The organism is Levilactobacillus koreensis JCM 16448 (assembly GCF_001435525.1).
In the GTDB taxonomy this organism is placed as follows: Bacteria; Bacillota; Bacilli; order Lactobacillales; family Lactobacillaceae; genus Levilactobacillus; species Levilactobacillus koreensis.
In genome coordinates this window covers 1-15,573 of record NZ_AZDP01000042.1, presented here as the reverse complement: position 1 = coordinate 15,573, position 15,573 = coordinate 1, and the positions used below count along the sequence as shown (strand labels likewise).

Genomic DNA, 15,573 nt, shown 5'->3' with positions numbered 1-15,573 from the left:
GTCATTGTCAGATGAATTATATTATTTCATCTGACAACCACAGAGGGATCATAACAGTAAAAGTGAAGCGACTGTTCTGGGGAATACTGGTACTATCTGCAGTGGTAGGGTTAGCGGCTTGCGGTCAGTCGGCAGCCCCCGGGTATCAGGCAAAGAAGACGATTCAGACCGGAAAGTTGCGGGCTACGACTTTTGCGCTAGTGTCTAGTGCGGAGAATTCAAGCTTAAATTATCGACAGCAATACCGGTACATCGAGGATATTGGGGATGGTCGGGGCTATACGGCCGGGATTATCGGCTTCACGTCGGGCACCGGCGACTTACGAACGGTGATCCGGCGGTATGTGCGCCTAAAGCCACACAATAACCGCTTGCGAAAATATTTACCCGCGTTGCGGCGAGTCGATGGTACTGCGGCTCATCGTGGACTTGGTCAACATTTCGTGAGTGATTGGCATCACGCGGCTAAAGATATTCAAATGCGCCATGCTCAGGACGCGGTAGTTGATCAGATGTATTTACTGCCCGTTCTGCGAGCAGCTCAAAAGGATGATTTAAGCCCATTGGGACAGTATATCTATTACGATGCGATGGTCGTTCATGGTCCGGGCCAGGATGCCAGTAGCTTTGGCGGTATTCGTCGCCGGGCCCTTAAGCTCGCTCGTTCGCCGAAACAGGGCGGCAACCAGGCAACGTATTTAAAGGCCTTCTTGAAAGTCAGGACGCGCGTCATGCAACAGGAAAAAGCGCACAAAGACTTATCGCGATTAAGCGTGCAGCGACAATTTATTAATGACAAAAATTATCGTTTAGCACGGCCCTTGCACTGGAAAATGTATGGCGATTCTTACCAGCTAAAGTAGTGGTCACCAAAAAGCATTGTCGTGAGACAGTGCTTTTGGCGTCTTAAGGGTCACTACCCTACATCCGCTTCTAGGTCTAGTTGTTGCAGTGCTGCGGGAAGCGAGCCCGTTTCCCAAAGATAGTTTAACTCAAGCAGTTGGGCGTAACGCTCCTTACTCATGACAACCACACTATGTTTTGCTGGTAATTTAATTTCGATTGCTTGTTGGGTTGCGGCGACCTGGTGGAGAAGTTGCTTGGTGTGTGCGTGAAGCTTAGCGAGTTGGTAGGTTTTCATGGTCATCCTCCTGGATAGTGACTGAGCGTCTTTGACAGTAACCGTAGTATATCAGGTTTTAGCAACACTTGATAGAACAAATGTTCGTATTGATATTATGATATAGGGATGACCTAGCTCGCCCTAAGCGGGAATGATTTTAAATTTATTTAGTTATAAGCGAATATCCGGTTTAGATTAGAGTATTGACATTCTAATTTAATTATAGTTTAATTATTTTTAAATAGTTATGATGGGTGAGGAGGAAGCCGTGTGCCAGATTATATTCAAGAACTCCGAAAAAAAGTGGGCAATAATCCTATAATTTTAACCTTCGCTGGTGGAATTTTAGTCGATCATCGTCAGCGAATCTTGCTACAAAAACGGTCAGATTTTAACCGTTGGGGGCTTCCTGGTGGTGCACTAGAATTTGGTGAAAGTGCACAAGAAGCTTGTGTCCGTGAATTCAAGGAAGAGACTGGATTAGACGTTGCGGTCGTTGGCCTTTTAGGCGTTTCATCTAATCAAATTCAACGGTACCCCAATGGTGATGTTGCCCAAGCCGTAGTCGTTACTTTTGCTGTTGAGCGGACCGGGGGTCACTTGCGTCCCAATCACGAAGAAACATTGGCACTGACCTATTTTGCGGCCACGGACTTGCCACCAATGTTGAATGAACAACATGAACGGGCGATCCAAAAATTCTTCGCCAGTGAGTATCCATGGTACGACTAAAAAGACGTCATCAGCTCAATCTGATCACGTCTTTTTCATCTTATTTTAATGTTCTTTGATCTGTAGCCCTAATCTGACTAGTAGATTGGTCAGTAGCGAGACCAGCAACGCATAGCTCAAGACCACCGCCAAGAGAATGATGGCGGCTGTGATGAACTTAAGAAACCCACTGGCTAGGTTGCCCATCGTTAAGAGGACGGTTATAGCCGTAATGATGACGACGAAGCCAATCAGGCCGATTCGTGAATTTGCGAAGTCGGCCGTGCTGAGATCGAAGCCACCGATACTGATGTTGAGTGACAGTAGAATCATGACTGTCCAGCGAATTACGGGGTGATTATCACCGCCGATGTTTTGAAAAAAACCGGACCAGTCGAGACTAAAAGGATTGGCGATAAGGGTCAGCATTCCCTGAAAGAGGCTGGGAATCAATGTCGCCGTCAATACCAGTAAGACCAGTGCACAGCCAAAGATGGGGGCGACCCCAATAAAGAGGTTACCAATAACCTGATACCAATTACGTTGGTTCCAAGTGTGATTGACGTAACCTAACGCTAAGTCTGGTTGACCATCAGCTCCTCGTCGATTGGGATGGGGGCGCTTAACTAAACGAACCTTGTCGATCCGGTGACCAAATAAAACAGCCGTCAGCAGGTGACTTAACTCGTGAAAAAAGATGCCGATAAACCCGAGGTACAGCTCGCTATTAATGCCAAAGCCGTTGGCCAAAAATTTCTTGGTATCGCGGTTCAGGTAGGTCAGCAACGTCACGAACACAAAGGGAATCACTAAGAGGTCAATGCCAACGATTCCGAGGTTTTTAAAGATCAAATTGAGGTCCGTATTCATGTCCCTTACTCCAGCAGATCGGTGAACGTGCCGTGAACCAGCTCAGCCAGTGCGGTGGCATCGAGTTCAACGGAACGGCCAATCTGGCCAGAGGAGACTAAAATGGTGCCTTGTTCCTGCGCGGTCGTATCAAAGTAGATGGGAAAGTGATTCTTTTCCCAGATACCGACGGGAGTGTTGGCGCCGTGTTCATAGCCAGTAGTCTTTACCAAGTCCTTCAGGGGGACCATGTCGACCTTCTTGTTGCCTGAAGCTTTGGCCAGTTTCTTCTCGTCGAGGTGTTCGTCGATCGGCAGGACACCGACTACGGGTCCAGTCGTGGGACCGCTGAGAACTAACGTCTTGTAGATGTGGTGCTCGTCAACGTCTTCGTGATCAACTTCGAGCTGGGCCACGTCACCCTTAGTGTGGGTCGCAAATTCAAATTGCTTATAGGCAATCTTGTTTTTATCGAGAATCTGTTCAACTAATGTCTTATGCAGGCGTTTGCCCTTTTTCTTTTTGGCCATAAAACTCACCTTTCAAAATCAGAATTAATGTGGATGATTCGCACGCCACCGGTCATTGTAGCGACCTAATCCAACCAATAACGCCGGATTAGACACGCCAACGGGATGGCATACGCCTTATAAAAATATAAATTGGACCGCACTTTAAAAATAAATGGGACGGTTGTTTTTCAGTAAAAGAAGACACCGCCGCTAAAACCTGTTATACTCTACTCACAGAGAATGTCTAGTTGAAGAGTTTATGAGGAGATATCATGGCAGATTTAGTCTATCGACAGGTGATGCGGGACTTAAAGCAGCGCATCCATCAAAATGAATTTCCCAACAAGCGGCTACCTGATGAGCGGAGCCTTAGCGAAGCCTACGGAGTTAGTCGTAGCTCAGTCAAGCGCGCACTCAGTGTTTTAGCTAATCAGGGAATTATTTTTAAAAAGCGTGGGTCGGGAACCTTTATTAACCCATTATATATGAAAAATCAAACTATTTTTCAATACGAAGGGTCAAATTTAGGAATTACTGACAGTATGAAGTCGGCCGGCACAACGCCCGGTATTCGGCTACTGAATTTTAACGTAGTCCCTGCTAGCAAGGAAATCCAGCAAGACCTCTTTTTAGCAGAAGGGGATTTCGTTTATGAGATCAAGCGGCTGCGGTTGTTTGAGGATAAACCTTTTATGATTGAAACCGGCTATATTCCAATTAAGATTGCGCCGAATTTGTCACAGAAAACCGTGGCGGATTCCATTTTTAATTACTTGGAGAGTCAGGGCAAGGTCGTGACCAAGTCCTTCATGTCGATTCAGGCCCAACCGTCGACAGCTGACGATCAGGAGTTACTTAACCTGAAGCCAGTGGAACCCGTCGGCATCATGGAAGGAATCTTCTTCTTAGATGACGGGACGCCGTTTGAAGTGTCCAATATGCGGTTGCACTATCAATATTTGAACTATAACACCTTTGTTTCATTAGATGAAGAATAAGTATCGCACAGCGGCTGCCCTCGGGTGGTCGTTTTTTTACGGCGATTGTTAGTATACCAATCTGGCAGGTGTTAGCCAAGCTTAACGACGACGTGACAAGTTGAATAGAGTCTCAAAAAACAAGCCATGGCTGACTAGAAGCGGGTAATCATCATTAACCCAAATGAATGTGGGCCTTCCTTTTACAAATTGATACGGTCCAATTTATAAAAAGGTTGACTTTTCTGTAAAACGGCCTATGATAGAGGCTGTAAAAGTCATCCCGGTATTCATTACGAGATAAATTTTACACATTTTCTATCAACTAGATTATGCAGTTACGAATTCAAAGAAGGAGTGTTAATTACATGGCAAATACAGACTTCGACTCCAAGGCATACTTGGAAGGCGTTGACAAGTACTGGCGTGCAGCGAACTACCTGTCAGTCGGACAGTTATTCTTGCGTGACAACCCATTATTGAAGCGTGACTTAACCTCTGATGATGTAAAGATTAAGCCAATTGGTCACTGGGGAACGATTGTTTCTCAAAACTTTATCTATGCTCACTTAAACCGGGCTATCTTAAAGTACAACTTGAACATGTTTTACATCGAAGGTTCAGGTCATGGTGGTCAAGTTATGGTTTCTAACTCATATCTTGATGGTAGTTACAGTGAAATTTATCCAAACATTTCTCAAGACGAAGAAGGTTTGAAGCGTTTATTCAAGCAATTCTCCTTCCCAGGTGGCGTTGCTTCTCATGCCGCACCTGAAACACCAGGTTCTATCCATGAAGGTGGGGAACTTGGTTACAGCCTTTCTCACGGGACTGGTGCTATCTTAGATAACCCAGACGTGATTGCCGCTGTTGAAATCGGTGATGGGGAATCTGAAACTGGTCCTTTGGCTGCTTCATGGTTCTCAGACAAGTTTATTAACCCAATCAAAGATGGTGCGGTATTACCAATCATCAACATGAACGGGTTCAAGATCTCTAACCCAACTATCCTGTCACGGATGTCTGACGAAGACTTAACGAAGTACTTCCAAGGCATGGGCTGGGATCCTCACTTTGTCGAAACCGATGGCTCAGATCACATGAAGGCTCATGAAGACATGGCTAAGGTCATGGATGAAGTGATCCCTGAAATCAAGAACATTCAAAAGAACGCGCGTGACAACAACGATGATTCATTACCTGTATGGCCAATGATCATTGTTCGCTCACCTAAGGGCTGGACTGGTCCTAAGAAGGACTTAGATGGTAACCCTATCGAAGGTTCCTTCCGTGCTCACCAAGTCCCAATTCCCGTTGACGCTGGCGACATGGAACACGTTGACATGTTGACTGACTGGTTGAAGTCTTACAAGCCAGAAGAATTGTTCAACGAAGACGGCTCCTTGAAGGATGACGTCCGTGCAATGGCTCCTAAGGGCGAACAACGGATGGCTATGAACCCAATCACCAATGGTGGGATCAAGCCAGAACCATTGAAGTTGCCTGACTACAAGAAGTATGCCGTTGACACGACGGAACACGGCAAGACGATTGCTCAAGACATGTTAGTCTGGTCTGACTACTTGGCTGACGTGATGAAGTTGAACCCAGACACGTTCCGTGGCTTTGGCCCTGACGAAACCAAGTCTAACCGGCTTTACGCTGCTCTGGACTATGGGAAACGTCAATGGATGGAAAACATTCATGAACCAAACGACGAAAACATGGCTCACTCTGGCCGGATCATTGACTCACAACTTTCCGAACACCAAGCTGAAGGTTGGTTAGAAGGTTACGTTCTGACTGGTCGTCATGGTTACTTCGCAACTTACGAATCATTCGGTCGCGTTGTGGATTCAATGTTGACTCAACACTTCAAGTGGTTGCGTAAGGCTGCTGAACAAGATTGGCGTCATGACTACCCATCATTGAACTTCGTGGATACGTCAACTGTCTTCCAGCAAGACCATAACGGTTACACCCACCAAGATCCTGGGATGTTGACCCACTTGGCTGAAAAGAAGCCAGCCTTTATCCGTGAATACTTGCCAGCCGATGCTAACACCTTGTTAGCCGTTGGTGACGTTGCATTCCGGAGCCGCGAAAAGATCAACTTGATCGTAACGTCTAAGCACCCACGTCCACAATGGTTCTCCATTGATGAAGCCACTAACTTGGTTCACAATGGTTTGGGCTACATCGACTGGGCATCTACTGACCAAGGTCAAGAACCTGATATCGTCTTCGCCGCAGCTGGTACTGAACCAACTTGGGAATCATTAGCCGCAATTTCATTATTACATGACGAATTCCCTGAAATGAAGATGCGCTTCATCAACGTTGTTGACCTGTTGAAGTTGCGTTCACCTAAGTTGGACCCTCGTGGGATCTCCGATGAAGAATTCGACCGTCTGTTCACGACGGACAAGCCAGTTATCTTTGCCTTCCATGGCTTTGAAGACTTGGTTAAGGATCTCTTCTTCGACCGTCACAACCACAACTTACACGTTCATGGTTACCGTGAAAACGGTGATATCACCACGCCATTTGACATGCGTGTCCTGAACCACTTGGACCGTTACCACTTGGCTAAGGAAGCCGTTAGTGATATTGACGAGTACGCCGTTAAGGGTGCTTACTTTATCCAACGGATGGACGACATGGTTGCTAAGCACAATGCTTACATCCGTGAGGTTGGGACCGACTTGCCAGAAGTTAACAACTGGCAATGGAAGCCACTGAAGTAATCCATTAATATTTCGATTAAAAATGAGGAGCACGCTACTGGCCGTTATGGTCGGGAGCGTGCTCTTTTTGATGTTTCGGAGGGCTTTACTGGTAAATGGGGTGGCGGATGCTATACTGAACCCAACAGAAAAAGATCAGCGCACATGAGCACTGACCGCTTCTGCGATAGCTAGCCGTTGAGAAAACGGTAGCTCATTAAAGTTTGACTCATCTTTCGAGTCTTCCCTTAACCGGCTAAAGTTAAGAGGGAAGGCTTATTTCTTGTGGTTTTGATTATCATGACTATGAGTCGTAAAAAGTGGTTTGTCTAAGCCACTTTTTTGTTACCGGCGGTCATGGCTCAAGAACCACGCTGGAATAGCCGTTACCAAAATAAATCCGACCGACCACATAAAAGCAGTTTGGTAAGCAGCATTCATGCCGACACTAGGTAACTCGTGGGCGATGATAGTTGCTAAGACCGCCGTTCCCATGGCCCCACCGATATTTTGTAGCATCCGGGTTGCCGTGGTCGCCTCCGCAATCAGCCGTTTCGGTAGGCCGGTGTAGCTGTCGGCCATGACTGGAATTGTCAGCCCGCCTTGCCCGATTCCGCGAACGAAGAGGGCCAGCAGAATCAGCCACTTACTAGTCTTGGCGGTAAAGAAGACGAATGGCAGGGTACCCGCAACGGCGATAACGATTGCCACGAGGACGACCCAGCGGGCACCAATGCTATCAGTTAATTTGCCAATCTGGCTGCGTGAGAGCAAGAGGCCGATTCCCTGGGCGATTAGGTAGGTCCCAGACCAGACGACGCTCAGGCCACGTGTATTTTGCAGGTAGAGGGGTAAGAGGAACATGGCCCCGTTGACTGCGATCCCGGAGAGCATCAGGATAACGACCGAGGCGTCAAAGGTTGGCGACTTGAAGAGCTCCAGGCTGACGAGGGCCCGTTGCGGCTGGAAAATGGCGTAAAGGATGTAGCCGATTAGGCAGGCTAAAGCGAGTAGTAAAGGCGTTAGGACTTTAGTCGATGTGAAGCTATCCCCGGTACTGAACCGCGTAATACCAATGATGGCAGCGGTGAACAGGCCGGTAAGGGTGGCCAGACTGGGGATATCGAGGTGCTTGCCTTGCTTGGCGGCGGGGAACTTTGGCATCTTCCAGACTAAAAGTAGGAGCGACAATAGAACCAGTGGAATGTTGATCAGAAAAATCCAGTGCCAGTTGAGCGCGTCGATCAGGTAACCGCCAATGGTTGGTCCTAGAATAGGGATCAAGACGGCGGGCATCCCCACAACGGCCATAAGTTTCCCTAAACCTTGGCTACCGGCGACTTGGACGACCAACGTGGTAATCAGGGGAACGACAATGCCGGCTGCGGCCCCTTGGATGATGCGGCCAATGACCAGCAGAGGGAGTGTTGTGGCCCAACTAGAGACGATAGAGCCCAGTAGAAAGACGACCAGTGCGCCCAAATAAAGGTGTTTGCCATCGAACCAGTTTGTCGCCCAACCCGCAACTGGGACGGCGATGCCCATGGCGAGGACGTAGCTGGTGGTGATCCACTGAATGGCGTTGACGGAAACGTTTAAAGACTTCATAATTGTGTCTAAGGCAACGTTAGTCATGGTCGTATCAAGTAGCGGTGCAATGGCGCCAATGACCAGGAATAACGCGATTTGAGTGATGTTTTGCGTTGATTTTTGAGTGGACATAATCTCACCTACAATTTCAAATTAGATACGGCCGTATCTTATATTTGAAGATAGTACACTCCTGATGACTAAAAGACAAGGGAGAATAGTTAAAAATGACAGAAAAAAAGACCCGACGGCGGGGACAAGCACTGGTGGATGCTATTCTCACGGCGACTTGGGACCAATTACAACAAAAAGGGTATCAAAACTTGACCATTGAGGGGGTCGCTAAGGCGGCGGAAACGACCAAAACGGTGCTGTACCGGCGTTGGCCGGACAAGGCCCACCTCGTAATTGCCGCGCTGGGTAAGTTTGGCAACTTAACGCCATATACGGTGCCTGATACGGGAACGTTGCGCGGGGACTTCTTGAATCTGTTTGGCCAGCTGGCGGCCTTTCTGGAACGACTTAAGGGTGAAACGCTGCGGGGACTGCTTGCGGATCGGCTGCAAAATTTAGAAGTGGGTAAGCTGTTAAATCACGCGAATCAAGGTAACGAGCTTAAAGAGATCGTCCAACCGATGCTTGATCATGCGGCGGCTCGTGGCGAAATTGCTAAGGCAGAGTGGCCGGATAGAGTGGTGACGTTACCGGGTATCCTACTGATCAACGAGGTTTTGAGTCAGCAGGATCTGAGTGAGGCCGCACAGATTGAGATGATTGATGATATTTTATTGCCGGTTTTTCATGCCGACAACTAAGAGACGACCCAAAAATACCGGTAAGATTTGTGAGAACAAGTCTAACCGGTATTTTCTAATGGTATACTAATATTATTCTGGTGCCGTCAGACTGACCGTGACAATGCGGACATCGTAGTTGGCGTTAGGCGCCTGAATGGTGACCGTATCGCCGGGGTGATGGCCCAATAGTGCGCGGCCTAATGGGGAGACCCGAGTGATCTTGCCAGCGTCGAGGTCGGCCTCCTGGGTGCCAACGAGTTGGTAAGTGTCCTGGTCATCGTCATCCATGAAGGTTACAGTCACCCACTTACCTAATTCGACCACGTCGTTGTTGGTGGGGTCAACCACCTTGGCGTACTGCAATTGTTTATTGAAGAAACGGAGCTGACTTTCCAAATGGCGCAGGTCACGCTTGGCAGCGGAGTACTCGGCATTCTCTGAGAGGTCGCCGTGGGCCCGCGCTTCGGCTAAAATTTCGATTTTTTCTGGCCGGTCGGCTTCTAACGCCGCGATTTTACGTTGTAAGTCGCGGTAACCGGCCGCTGTGATGGGATTGAAGTCACCTGAATTTGCCATCGAAACACCTCGGTTTATTTTGGATTTGTTTCTATTCTACATAGTTATTTTTAAAAAGAAAAGGGAGTTTTCATATGAAGGATTTCGGTCGATTTTGGTTAAAACAAGCGGGTATCGGACTGATCTTTGTTCTGATTATCGCTGTTTTAGGCCATTTTAATTACGCGAAGGGCCAGCTGATCGGTGGATTTACCGGTGCTGACTGGTATTTTCTGTTGAGTTGGGTTTGTTTTCCGTTTGCCAAATGGGTCGTTTTAATGGATGACCGGGAGCTACAAGCACCAGTTTTCCGTCGTCGACGCCGGCGCCGGAGACAGGCCGCTGACGAAACGGCGTCAGTCTACGAGAAAATGGCCAAGCCAGAGCGGGTCCCCCGATTAAAGGCAGCGCCTAAGACGACTCAGGCGTGGTATTGGCGGTTATTGATCGACATTGCCTTAGCCTTCATGGCCCCCATTATTTTAGGTGGTTTCGTCACTTATTCCCTCAAGCACAATTAAATTGTGCTGTTTAACTCCGCATGAACGTTAAAAAAATGACGTTTTTGCCGCTTAGCGTTAGATAACTGGAAAGCATGTTAAAGTAATAACAGTTGGAAGGGGTCAGTTTTACGGCAACTGATTTTGTGGGTCAATGGATTAAAGTGTGAGCGATTCAGTGGATTGATCCATCCGGCCTTACATCCCACGATTATCTAATCAAAACGGGCGGCCTGATAGAACGTCAAACGTAACTTAGGCGAATAGCAGCTTCATCGCAATGAGCTGAAGAGTAAGTGATGGTTATTGGAATGCCTAGGGGTTATGCGACGTTAGAACTTGGGGGAGTGCTAATAAAGCCAGCACCGGCAATTAAATAATCAACTTAAAGAAGAGCTACCTGCGGGTGGTTCTTTTTTATTAGAGTGCAGAACGAGGCGTTTAGGACCTGAGCATTAACGTCATTTAAGCAGGACTTGGTGGGCGTTACCAAGTCCTGCTTAAATGGGGTTAAGCGCAGGGTCCTGCCTCGTTCTACACGTTTCAAAAGCCGCCAGAATCGGGATATAGACTTCGAGAACCGCTCCAACGCAGTGAGTAAGTAAGTTGTTCCAAGTAGTGACTAAAAATCACAATCAAGCGCAGAAGCCGGTCTTACGAAGCGCATTTCAAAAGCCAATCTACCGCAACAACCAAATATCCCTAATAAGTCAAATTAAAGCGTCACCACCCAGCCGAAAATTAGTCGAATCCCAAACTAGTAAATATGCTAATCAGTAAATTACCATAATTGTTTTAGCCAGTTCTGAGCTTTAGTGACGAAAACAATTGCATGCAGTGAATTTTCAGGTTACATTAGTGGGTGATAGGGTTACATAGTATTTAATAATGAGGAGTGTGATTTTGGTGCTAGCCGTTTATCTCTGCGAGGATAATCCCGAGCAGCTTAAGCACTACACGGACACCGTGCAGCGATACATTATGATCAACGATTACGACATGCAAGTTCAGCTGGCTACGCCAAGTCCACAGGCGTTACTGGCTGATTTGACAGCCAATCCGCCAGAATATGCGTTATTTTTTCTCGATATTGAGTTTCCAGCTGAGGAGACGACGGGACTGGAAACGGCCATTGCCATTCGACAGCAGCTAGGATTCGCGGAAATCGTCTTTGTCACGACGCATTCGGAAATGGCGCTGTTGACGTTTGAGCGGAAGGTTGAGCCCATGGACTTTGTGGTTAAGGACTTGGGGCGCGCACAGATCGATCAAAAGCTACGCGAAAATATCGACTATGGTTATCAGCGTTATACCAATTACTTAGGTAACACGGAAAATCTCTTCAGTTATACGATTGGTGGCCGGAAATTTAGTCTGCCAATGGGGGATGTTTACTTCGTGGAGACCGCCGAAACACCTCATAAAGTGACGGTTCATGCGGCGAGCCAACTGGTTGAGTTTCCTGGCTTCTTAAAAGACATTGCGGATCAGTATCCGGAGCTATACCGCACGGATAAGAGTTTTCTGGTTAATCTGGACAACGTGAGTGGAATCGATGCGGCTAATCGGCGCTTGGTCTTTCCCAATGGTGACGAGACCGATGTGGCGACGCGGCGCTTCCATGAGGTCAAGACGTTGGTGCAGAAGCATTTGAAAGCATAAGTGGGTGACAACGATGGTACATGTCTTTGATCAGAATTTTTGGATAAACTTTGTCTTAGCCATGACCATGCAGTGGTTTTTGACGTTGTGGATCGGGTTGATTCGGCCGCAGAACTGGAAGCTCCCTTTGAAGTGGATGGGCTGGGCCTTGATTCCAGCGTTCATCGGGCGACCGTGGGCACTGATGTTGCCGCCACTTAGCGCGCTCCTGTACCTCATCCATCACCGCCGAAAAATGGCGCTGATCTTTGTGAACGCCACCATTGTCATTTACCTGGTCGTGGTCCTCGTCAATGATCTGGTCCGCCAGGTTATGATCGAGCTCTGGGGGCTACCGTTCATCCAGTTGCCATGGGTGATGGTGGCGCGGCTCTCCTTTCAAATTGCAATTTATTCGCTAATTTCGCTGGCAGTATCTGGCATGCGAATTCAGCCCGGAAACTTGGAGCGGCTGGCGTTTAGCCGCAAGGAACAGTGGACGGTGACCGCGTTAATGGGCAGTCTGGCCGTTTTGGCCCAGTTCTCGACGATCGTTATTCATAAATTGGATATTACGCACGCCATGCTGACATTTGCGCTGAGTATCGAACTGGTCATGATTTTATTAATTAGTGCCAGCTTATTCATCTTTCTCCAAAGCTTCTTTCATCGGCAACGGCTCCGCGCACTGTACCAAGAGTCGCGAATTCGCTCACGCTATGATCGGAGGATCTCTGATCAAGTGCAGGCCATTCGCCAGTTCAAACAACTTTATCAGCGGCAAATGTTGCAGCTGGGGGTGTACCTTGACCAGAAGGACTATGCGGGACTGACGGCCTACTATCAGACCTTGAGTGAACGATGGCAAGCCACAAGTCAGTTGGCTGGTCTGGAAGAGGAGGGCCTGCAGCGGTTGGGCGACCCACCATTGAAGAGTCTCCTGTTCCAGAAAATCCTGGCCGCGCAAAATCAGGGTGTCAGTCTGCGCTTGGAGATTCCGGATAGGGTGCAGTCGATCCCGATGGACAGTATGCAACTGTTGCGTATCATGGGAATCCTGCTGGATAACGCTTTGGAAGCCAGTCCAGTGGGAGCTGACACGGAGATCCATTGCGCCGTGTTGGATTATCCCGATGCGGTGGAGCTCTCTGTGGCGAATCCGGTATCACCCGACCGACCGCCGCAGATCAATCGCTTTATGGCGGCGGGTTACACGACTAAGGGGGGCAGTCACGGCCTCGGCTTGAGCACCGTCCACGACATTGTGTCGCAGACCAAGAATGCCGCCCTACAGATTGAGTTAAAACGAAACATGTTGTACTTTACGATTATTTTGACCAAGCCAGGGAGGTCCTCAGAGTGATCACAGTGGATCGAGTGAGCTACACACTGGCGAATTTCTCGCTGGGTTTTTGGTTCGTTTACTTTCAATACTATTGGTTCCCGCGCTTACGGAACGAGCGGTTTCTTCACGGGGAACATTTTTTCCTGCTGTACTGTGCGTTGATGGCCGCTGGCTTTGCGTTCTTGAATACGCTGACGTCATTTGAAACAGCGAACACACTGATTGGCGCGATTCCCATTGCGTTTTTGCTGGGAGTGGAGATTGCCATTATGGGCTACTACCGTCATTGGGAGTATCTCCCGGCGTTTATTGAAGTCTCGATTTTAGCATATTTATTGATTGAATTCGTCGATATGATGATTATCTCAGCAACGATTCAGGCGACCAACATGGTTTTTGCTATCAGTGTCTGGGGAACACTGACGGAATTGATCATTGATAACATTATTTATGCGCTGTTAGCGTTAGGTATTTGGCTGACCCGCGCGCCGATGGAAAATATGATTCAAGACATTATGGGCCGATCAACGGAATACCTTTTCTTAGGCTTTATGTCGGTGATTGCGTTGGCCTATATTTTATTTGAATACTCCCTCCAAACGCTGCAAAAGTCGGAACAATACTTAGTCTTCTCGGCCGGAATTGCCGGTATTTTACTAGTCGGACTGACACTGAGTACTTATATTTTAATGCAAACGCATATACAAGAGGAGCACACGCAGCTTCAAATGCAGCAACACGAGTTTCGAGAACAGTATACGGCTGAGTTGAATCGGCAGATGGGCGAGGTTCGTAAGTTCAGTCACGACTACCAGAATATGTTGTTAGGTCTGGGTGGCTACCTGGAAGACAAGGACTATGCTGGATTTCGGCAACTTTATATTGATATCCGGTCGGGTTGGGCGACCAGTAACGCCGCCGAATTAACGATTGGTGACCTCGACAACGTTCCGAGTCCAACGTTGAAATTTCAACTGTACCATAACTATTTGTTGGCTCAGCAGAGTCGAGTTCAGCTCTTCGTGCAAACGCCAGAGCCGCTGACGGCAACGGTCACGACACTTAAGGAGCTAGGCCAGATCATTGACCGGACTTTACCGTCAATGTGGCCGGTGGTAAGCCAATTGACGCCAGCGATGGTGACCTTAGAACTAAAAGAAGTCGATGGCCGCCTCCGGTTCTCCCTGACGTTCCCAGTACCAGCTGATGCGAGACTGGACGGTCATACCAGAGTGGCAGCGCAAAAGGGGACATTGGATTTTTCGGAGTTGCGTGAGTCGCTATCACAATCGGCAACCATGGCCCTTCAGCTCAAGCTTCATTGGGGCCAGCTCATTGTGACATTGCCGACGGGGTAGCCCGGGCCTTGGACTATTCACAAAGTCCGTAGGGTGAACCGTTAACCGAAGAGTAATAATTCAGATAAGCTAACTCGATGAAAACGCTTGCAATTCTACAGCTGTCTGATATACTAGGACTTGTAATAGCAATGAAGTACATCGAGAAGTTAGCAAATAGCGGTATTTGATAGGTTCCCGACTTTGTGAAGAAAGCTTCAATTGAACAAATTAGAGTTTTCTTCATGATACGATTAGTTTTCCCAGAACTAAACGTATTTTGGTTTTAACTCAATACTACATATTGAGATTCAATAGCTAATTTGAGCGAACAGCGTTTTCCTGACTACAACCTGTGATTATGTTGAATTACTCTAATGATGCTAGTGTGGCCGGAGAGTGGTTACTCCGGTTTTTTTGTGTAGAAGAGTGAGAGCTAGGGCGGTTAGGTCCTGAGCATTAGTGGGAATAAGTCTCCTGTTCGGCTGTGCCGGACAGGAGACTTATTTTTACTAAGCGCAGGGACCTGCCCTGGCGAACACGTTTCGGAAGTCGCCAGGACCAGAATATAGAGGCGAGAGCAAGACTAACGAACTAAGCCTGCGTGAAATGAACGCTCATGCCGGACAGAGGAGGTGTTTTTACTAAACAGATCAAGCCAATCATGCCCCAAATTTTCCAATCAAAAAACGCCGACCGGCCCTCACCAATCAGCGTTATCTAAACTATTTAACGATAGATATTAAGGACACCCCAGATTAATAGGATGGCTAGCAGCACGATCAGAATGATCAATGCTAATTTTTGTCGCCAACGCATCGAATCCCCCCTAGCCGTTGAATTCAATATAAGTAACGCGTAGTGCTAGTTCTGTAATAATTGCTTGATGAGACCTGAATTGAATAAAAAA

14 protein-coding genes are annotated in these 15,573 nt (G+C 47.8%); 9 read left to right on the top strand and 5 right to left on the bottom strand.

Annotated features, from left to right (window positions below; translation table 11 throughout):
- On the top strand, positions 1 to 863 hold an 863-nt coding region (locus tag FC99_RS03330), incomplete at its 5' end, for a chitosanase (RefSeq protein WP_235805856.1).
- A 53-nt stretch (positions 864 to 916) separates the two neighbouring features.
- Here FC99_RS03330 and FC99_RS03325 read toward each other — a convergent pair.
- Positions 917 to 1,141, bottom strand: coding sequence for a type II toxin-antitoxin system Phd/YefM family antitoxin (locus FC99_RS03325; protein ID WP_048734012.1), 225 nt, complete (start codon positions 1,139 to 1,141; stop codon positions 917 to 919).
- A 252-nt stretch (positions 1,142 to 1,393) separates the two neighbouring features.
- Between FC99_RS03325 and FC99_RS03320 the strand changes: the two genes are divergently transcribed.
- The gene (locus FC99_RS03320) at positions 1,394 to 1,855 is read left to right on the top strand and encodes an NUDIX hydrolase (protein WP_048734013.1); all 462 of its coding nucleotides are present in this window, start codon (positions 1,394 to 1,396) and stop codon (positions 1,853 to 1,855) included.
- A gap of 45 nt (positions 1,856 to 1,900) precedes the next feature.
- Here the strand turns inward: FC99_RS03320 and FC99_RS03315 are convergent, their stop codons facing one another.
- Together FC99_RS03315 and ybaK are read right to left on the bottom strand one after the other, a co-directional pair.
- A complete protein-coding gene (locus FC99_RS03315) occupies positions 1,901 to 2,704 on the bottom strand; it encodes a hypothetical protein (protein WP_048734015.1) in 804 nt (267 codons plus the stop codon).
- Between the two features lie 5 nt (positions 2,705 to 2,709).
- Positions 2,710 to 3,213 (bottom strand): Cys-tRNA(Pro) deacylase, encoded by a 504-nt coding sequence (ybaK, locus tag FC99_RS03310; RefSeq protein ID WP_048734018.1) that lies wholly within the window; start codon positions 3,211 to 3,213, stop codon positions 2,710 to 2,712.
- Positions 3,214 to 3,467: 254 nt separating this feature from the next.
- On the opposite strand from ybaK, the gene FC99_RS03305 reads away from it, so the two are divergent.
- Together FC99_RS03305 and FC99_RS03300 are read left to right on the top strand one after the other, a co-directional pair.
- Positions 3,468 to 4,193, top strand: a complete 726-nt coding sequence (locus FC99_RS03305) for a GntR family transcriptional regulator (protein WP_048734019.1) — start codon at positions 3,468 to 3,470, stop codon at positions 4,191 to 4,193.
- A gap of 347 nt (positions 4,194 to 4,540) precedes the next feature.
- A complete protein-coding gene (locus tag FC99_RS03300) occupies positions 4,541 to 6,919 on the top strand; it encodes a phosphoketolase family protein (protein WP_048734022.1) in 2,379 nt (792 codons plus the stop codon).
- A gap of 324 nt (positions 6,920 to 7,243) precedes the next feature.
- Here FC99_RS03300 and FC99_RS03295 read toward each other — a convergent pair whose 3' ends face one another.
- Positions 7,244 to 8,620 carry an MDR family MFS transporter gene (locus FC99_RS03295; protein ID WP_082153219.1) on the bottom strand — a complete coding sequence of 459 codons (1,377 nt, stop codon included), beginning with the start codon at positions 8,618 to 8,620 and terminating at the stop codon, positions 7,244 to 7,246.
- Positions 8,621 to 8,715: 95 nt separating this feature from the next.
- On the opposite strand from FC99_RS03295, the gene FC99_RS03290 reads away from it, so the two are divergent.
- On the top strand, positions 8,716 to 9,303 hold the full coding sequence (locus tag FC99_RS03290; protein ID WP_048734024.1) for a TetR/AcrR family transcriptional regulator: 588 nt from the start codon (positions 8,716 to 8,718) through the stop codon (positions 9,301 to 9,303).
- A gap of 72 nt (positions 9,304 to 9,375) precedes the next feature.
- On the opposite strand, the gene greA is transcribed toward FC99_RS03290, so the two are convergent.
- Positions 9,376 to 9,861: a transcription elongation factor GreA gene (gene greA, locus FC99_RS03285; RefSeq protein ID WP_048734026.1), complete on the bottom strand. Its 486-nt coding sequence runs from the start codon at positions 9,859 to 9,861 to the stop codon at positions 9,376 to 9,378.
- A gap of 74 nt (positions 9,862 to 9,935) precedes the next feature.
- Here greA and FC99_RS03280 point away from each other — a divergent pair, with 74 nt between their 5' ends.
- The 4 genes from FC99_RS03280 (at position 9,936) to FC99_RS03265 (ending at position 14,684) form a co-directional block, all read left to right on the top strand.
- On the top strand, positions 9,936 to 10,361 hold the full coding sequence (locus tag FC99_RS03280) for a hypothetical protein (protein WP_048734029.1): 426 nt from the start codon (positions 9,936 to 9,938) through the stop codon (positions 10,359 to 10,361).
- Positions 10,362 to 11,246: 885 nt separating this feature from the next.
- Complete coding sequence (locus FC99_RS03275) at positions 11,247 to 12,002, top strand: response regulator transcription factor (protein ID WP_048734031.1); 756 nt, start codon at positions 11,247 to 11,249, stop codon at positions 12,000 to 12,002.
- A 13-nt stretch (positions 12,003 to 12,015) separates the two neighbouring features.
- Complete coding sequence (locus tag FC99_RS03270; protein WP_048734035.1) at positions 12,016 to 13,344, top strand: sensor histidine kinase; 1,329 nt, start codon at positions 12,016 to 12,018, stop codon at positions 13,342 to 13,344.
- Positions 13,341 to 14,684, top strand: coding sequence for a sensor histidine kinase (locus tag FC99_RS03265; protein WP_048734038.1), 1,344 nt, complete (start codon positions 13,341 to 13,343; stop codon positions 14,682 to 14,684). Before FC99_RS03270 ends, FC99_RS03265 begins: the two co-directional genes overlap by 4 nt.
- The last annotated feature ends 889 nt before the right edge of the window (positions 14,685 to 15,573 follow it).

What these genes read in the sequence shown, in the direction of transcription:
- FC99_RS03325 (WP_048734012.1), bottom strand. Translation starts at nt 1,141, where the DNA reads ATGAAAACCTACCAACTCGCTAAGCTTCACGCACACACCAAGCAACTT.
- FC99_RS03315 (WP_048734015.1), bottom strand. Translation starts at nt 2,704, where the DNA reads ATGAATACGGACCTCAATTTGATCTTTAAAAACCTCGGAATCGTTGGC.
- ybaK (WP_048734018.1), bottom strand. Translation starts at nt 3,213, where the DNA reads ATGGCCAAAAAGAAAAAGGGCAAACGCCTGCATAAGACATTAGTTGAA.
- FC99_RS03305 (WP_048734019.1), top strand. Translation starts at nt 3,468, where the DNA reads ATGGCAGATTTAGTCTATCGACAGGTGATGCGGGACTTAAAGCAGCGC.
- FC99_RS03300 (WP_048734022.1), top strand. Translation starts at nt 4,541, where the DNA reads ATGGCAAATACAGACTTCGACTCCAAGGCATACTTGGAAGGCGTTGAC.
- FC99_RS03295 (WP_082153219.1), bottom strand. Translation starts at nt 8,620, where the DNA reads ATGTCCACTCAAAAATCAACGCAAAACATCACTCAAATCGCGTTATTC.
- FC99_RS03290 (WP_048734024.1), top strand. Translation starts at nt 8,716, where the DNA reads ATGACAGAAAAAAAGACCCGACGGCGGGGACAAGCACTGGTGGATGCT.
- greA (WP_048734026.1), bottom strand. Translation starts at nt 9,861, where the DNA reads ATGGCAAATTCAGGTGACTTCAATCCCATCACAGCGGCCGGTTACCGC.
- FC99_RS03280 (WP_048734029.1), top strand. Translation starts at nt 9,936, where the DNA reads ATGAAGGATTTCGGTCGATTTTGGTTAAAACAAGCGGGTATCGGACTG.
- FC99_RS03270 (WP_048734035.1), top strand. Translation starts at nt 12,016, where the DNA reads ATGGTACATGTCTTTGATCAGAATTTTTGGATAAACTTTGTCTTAGCC.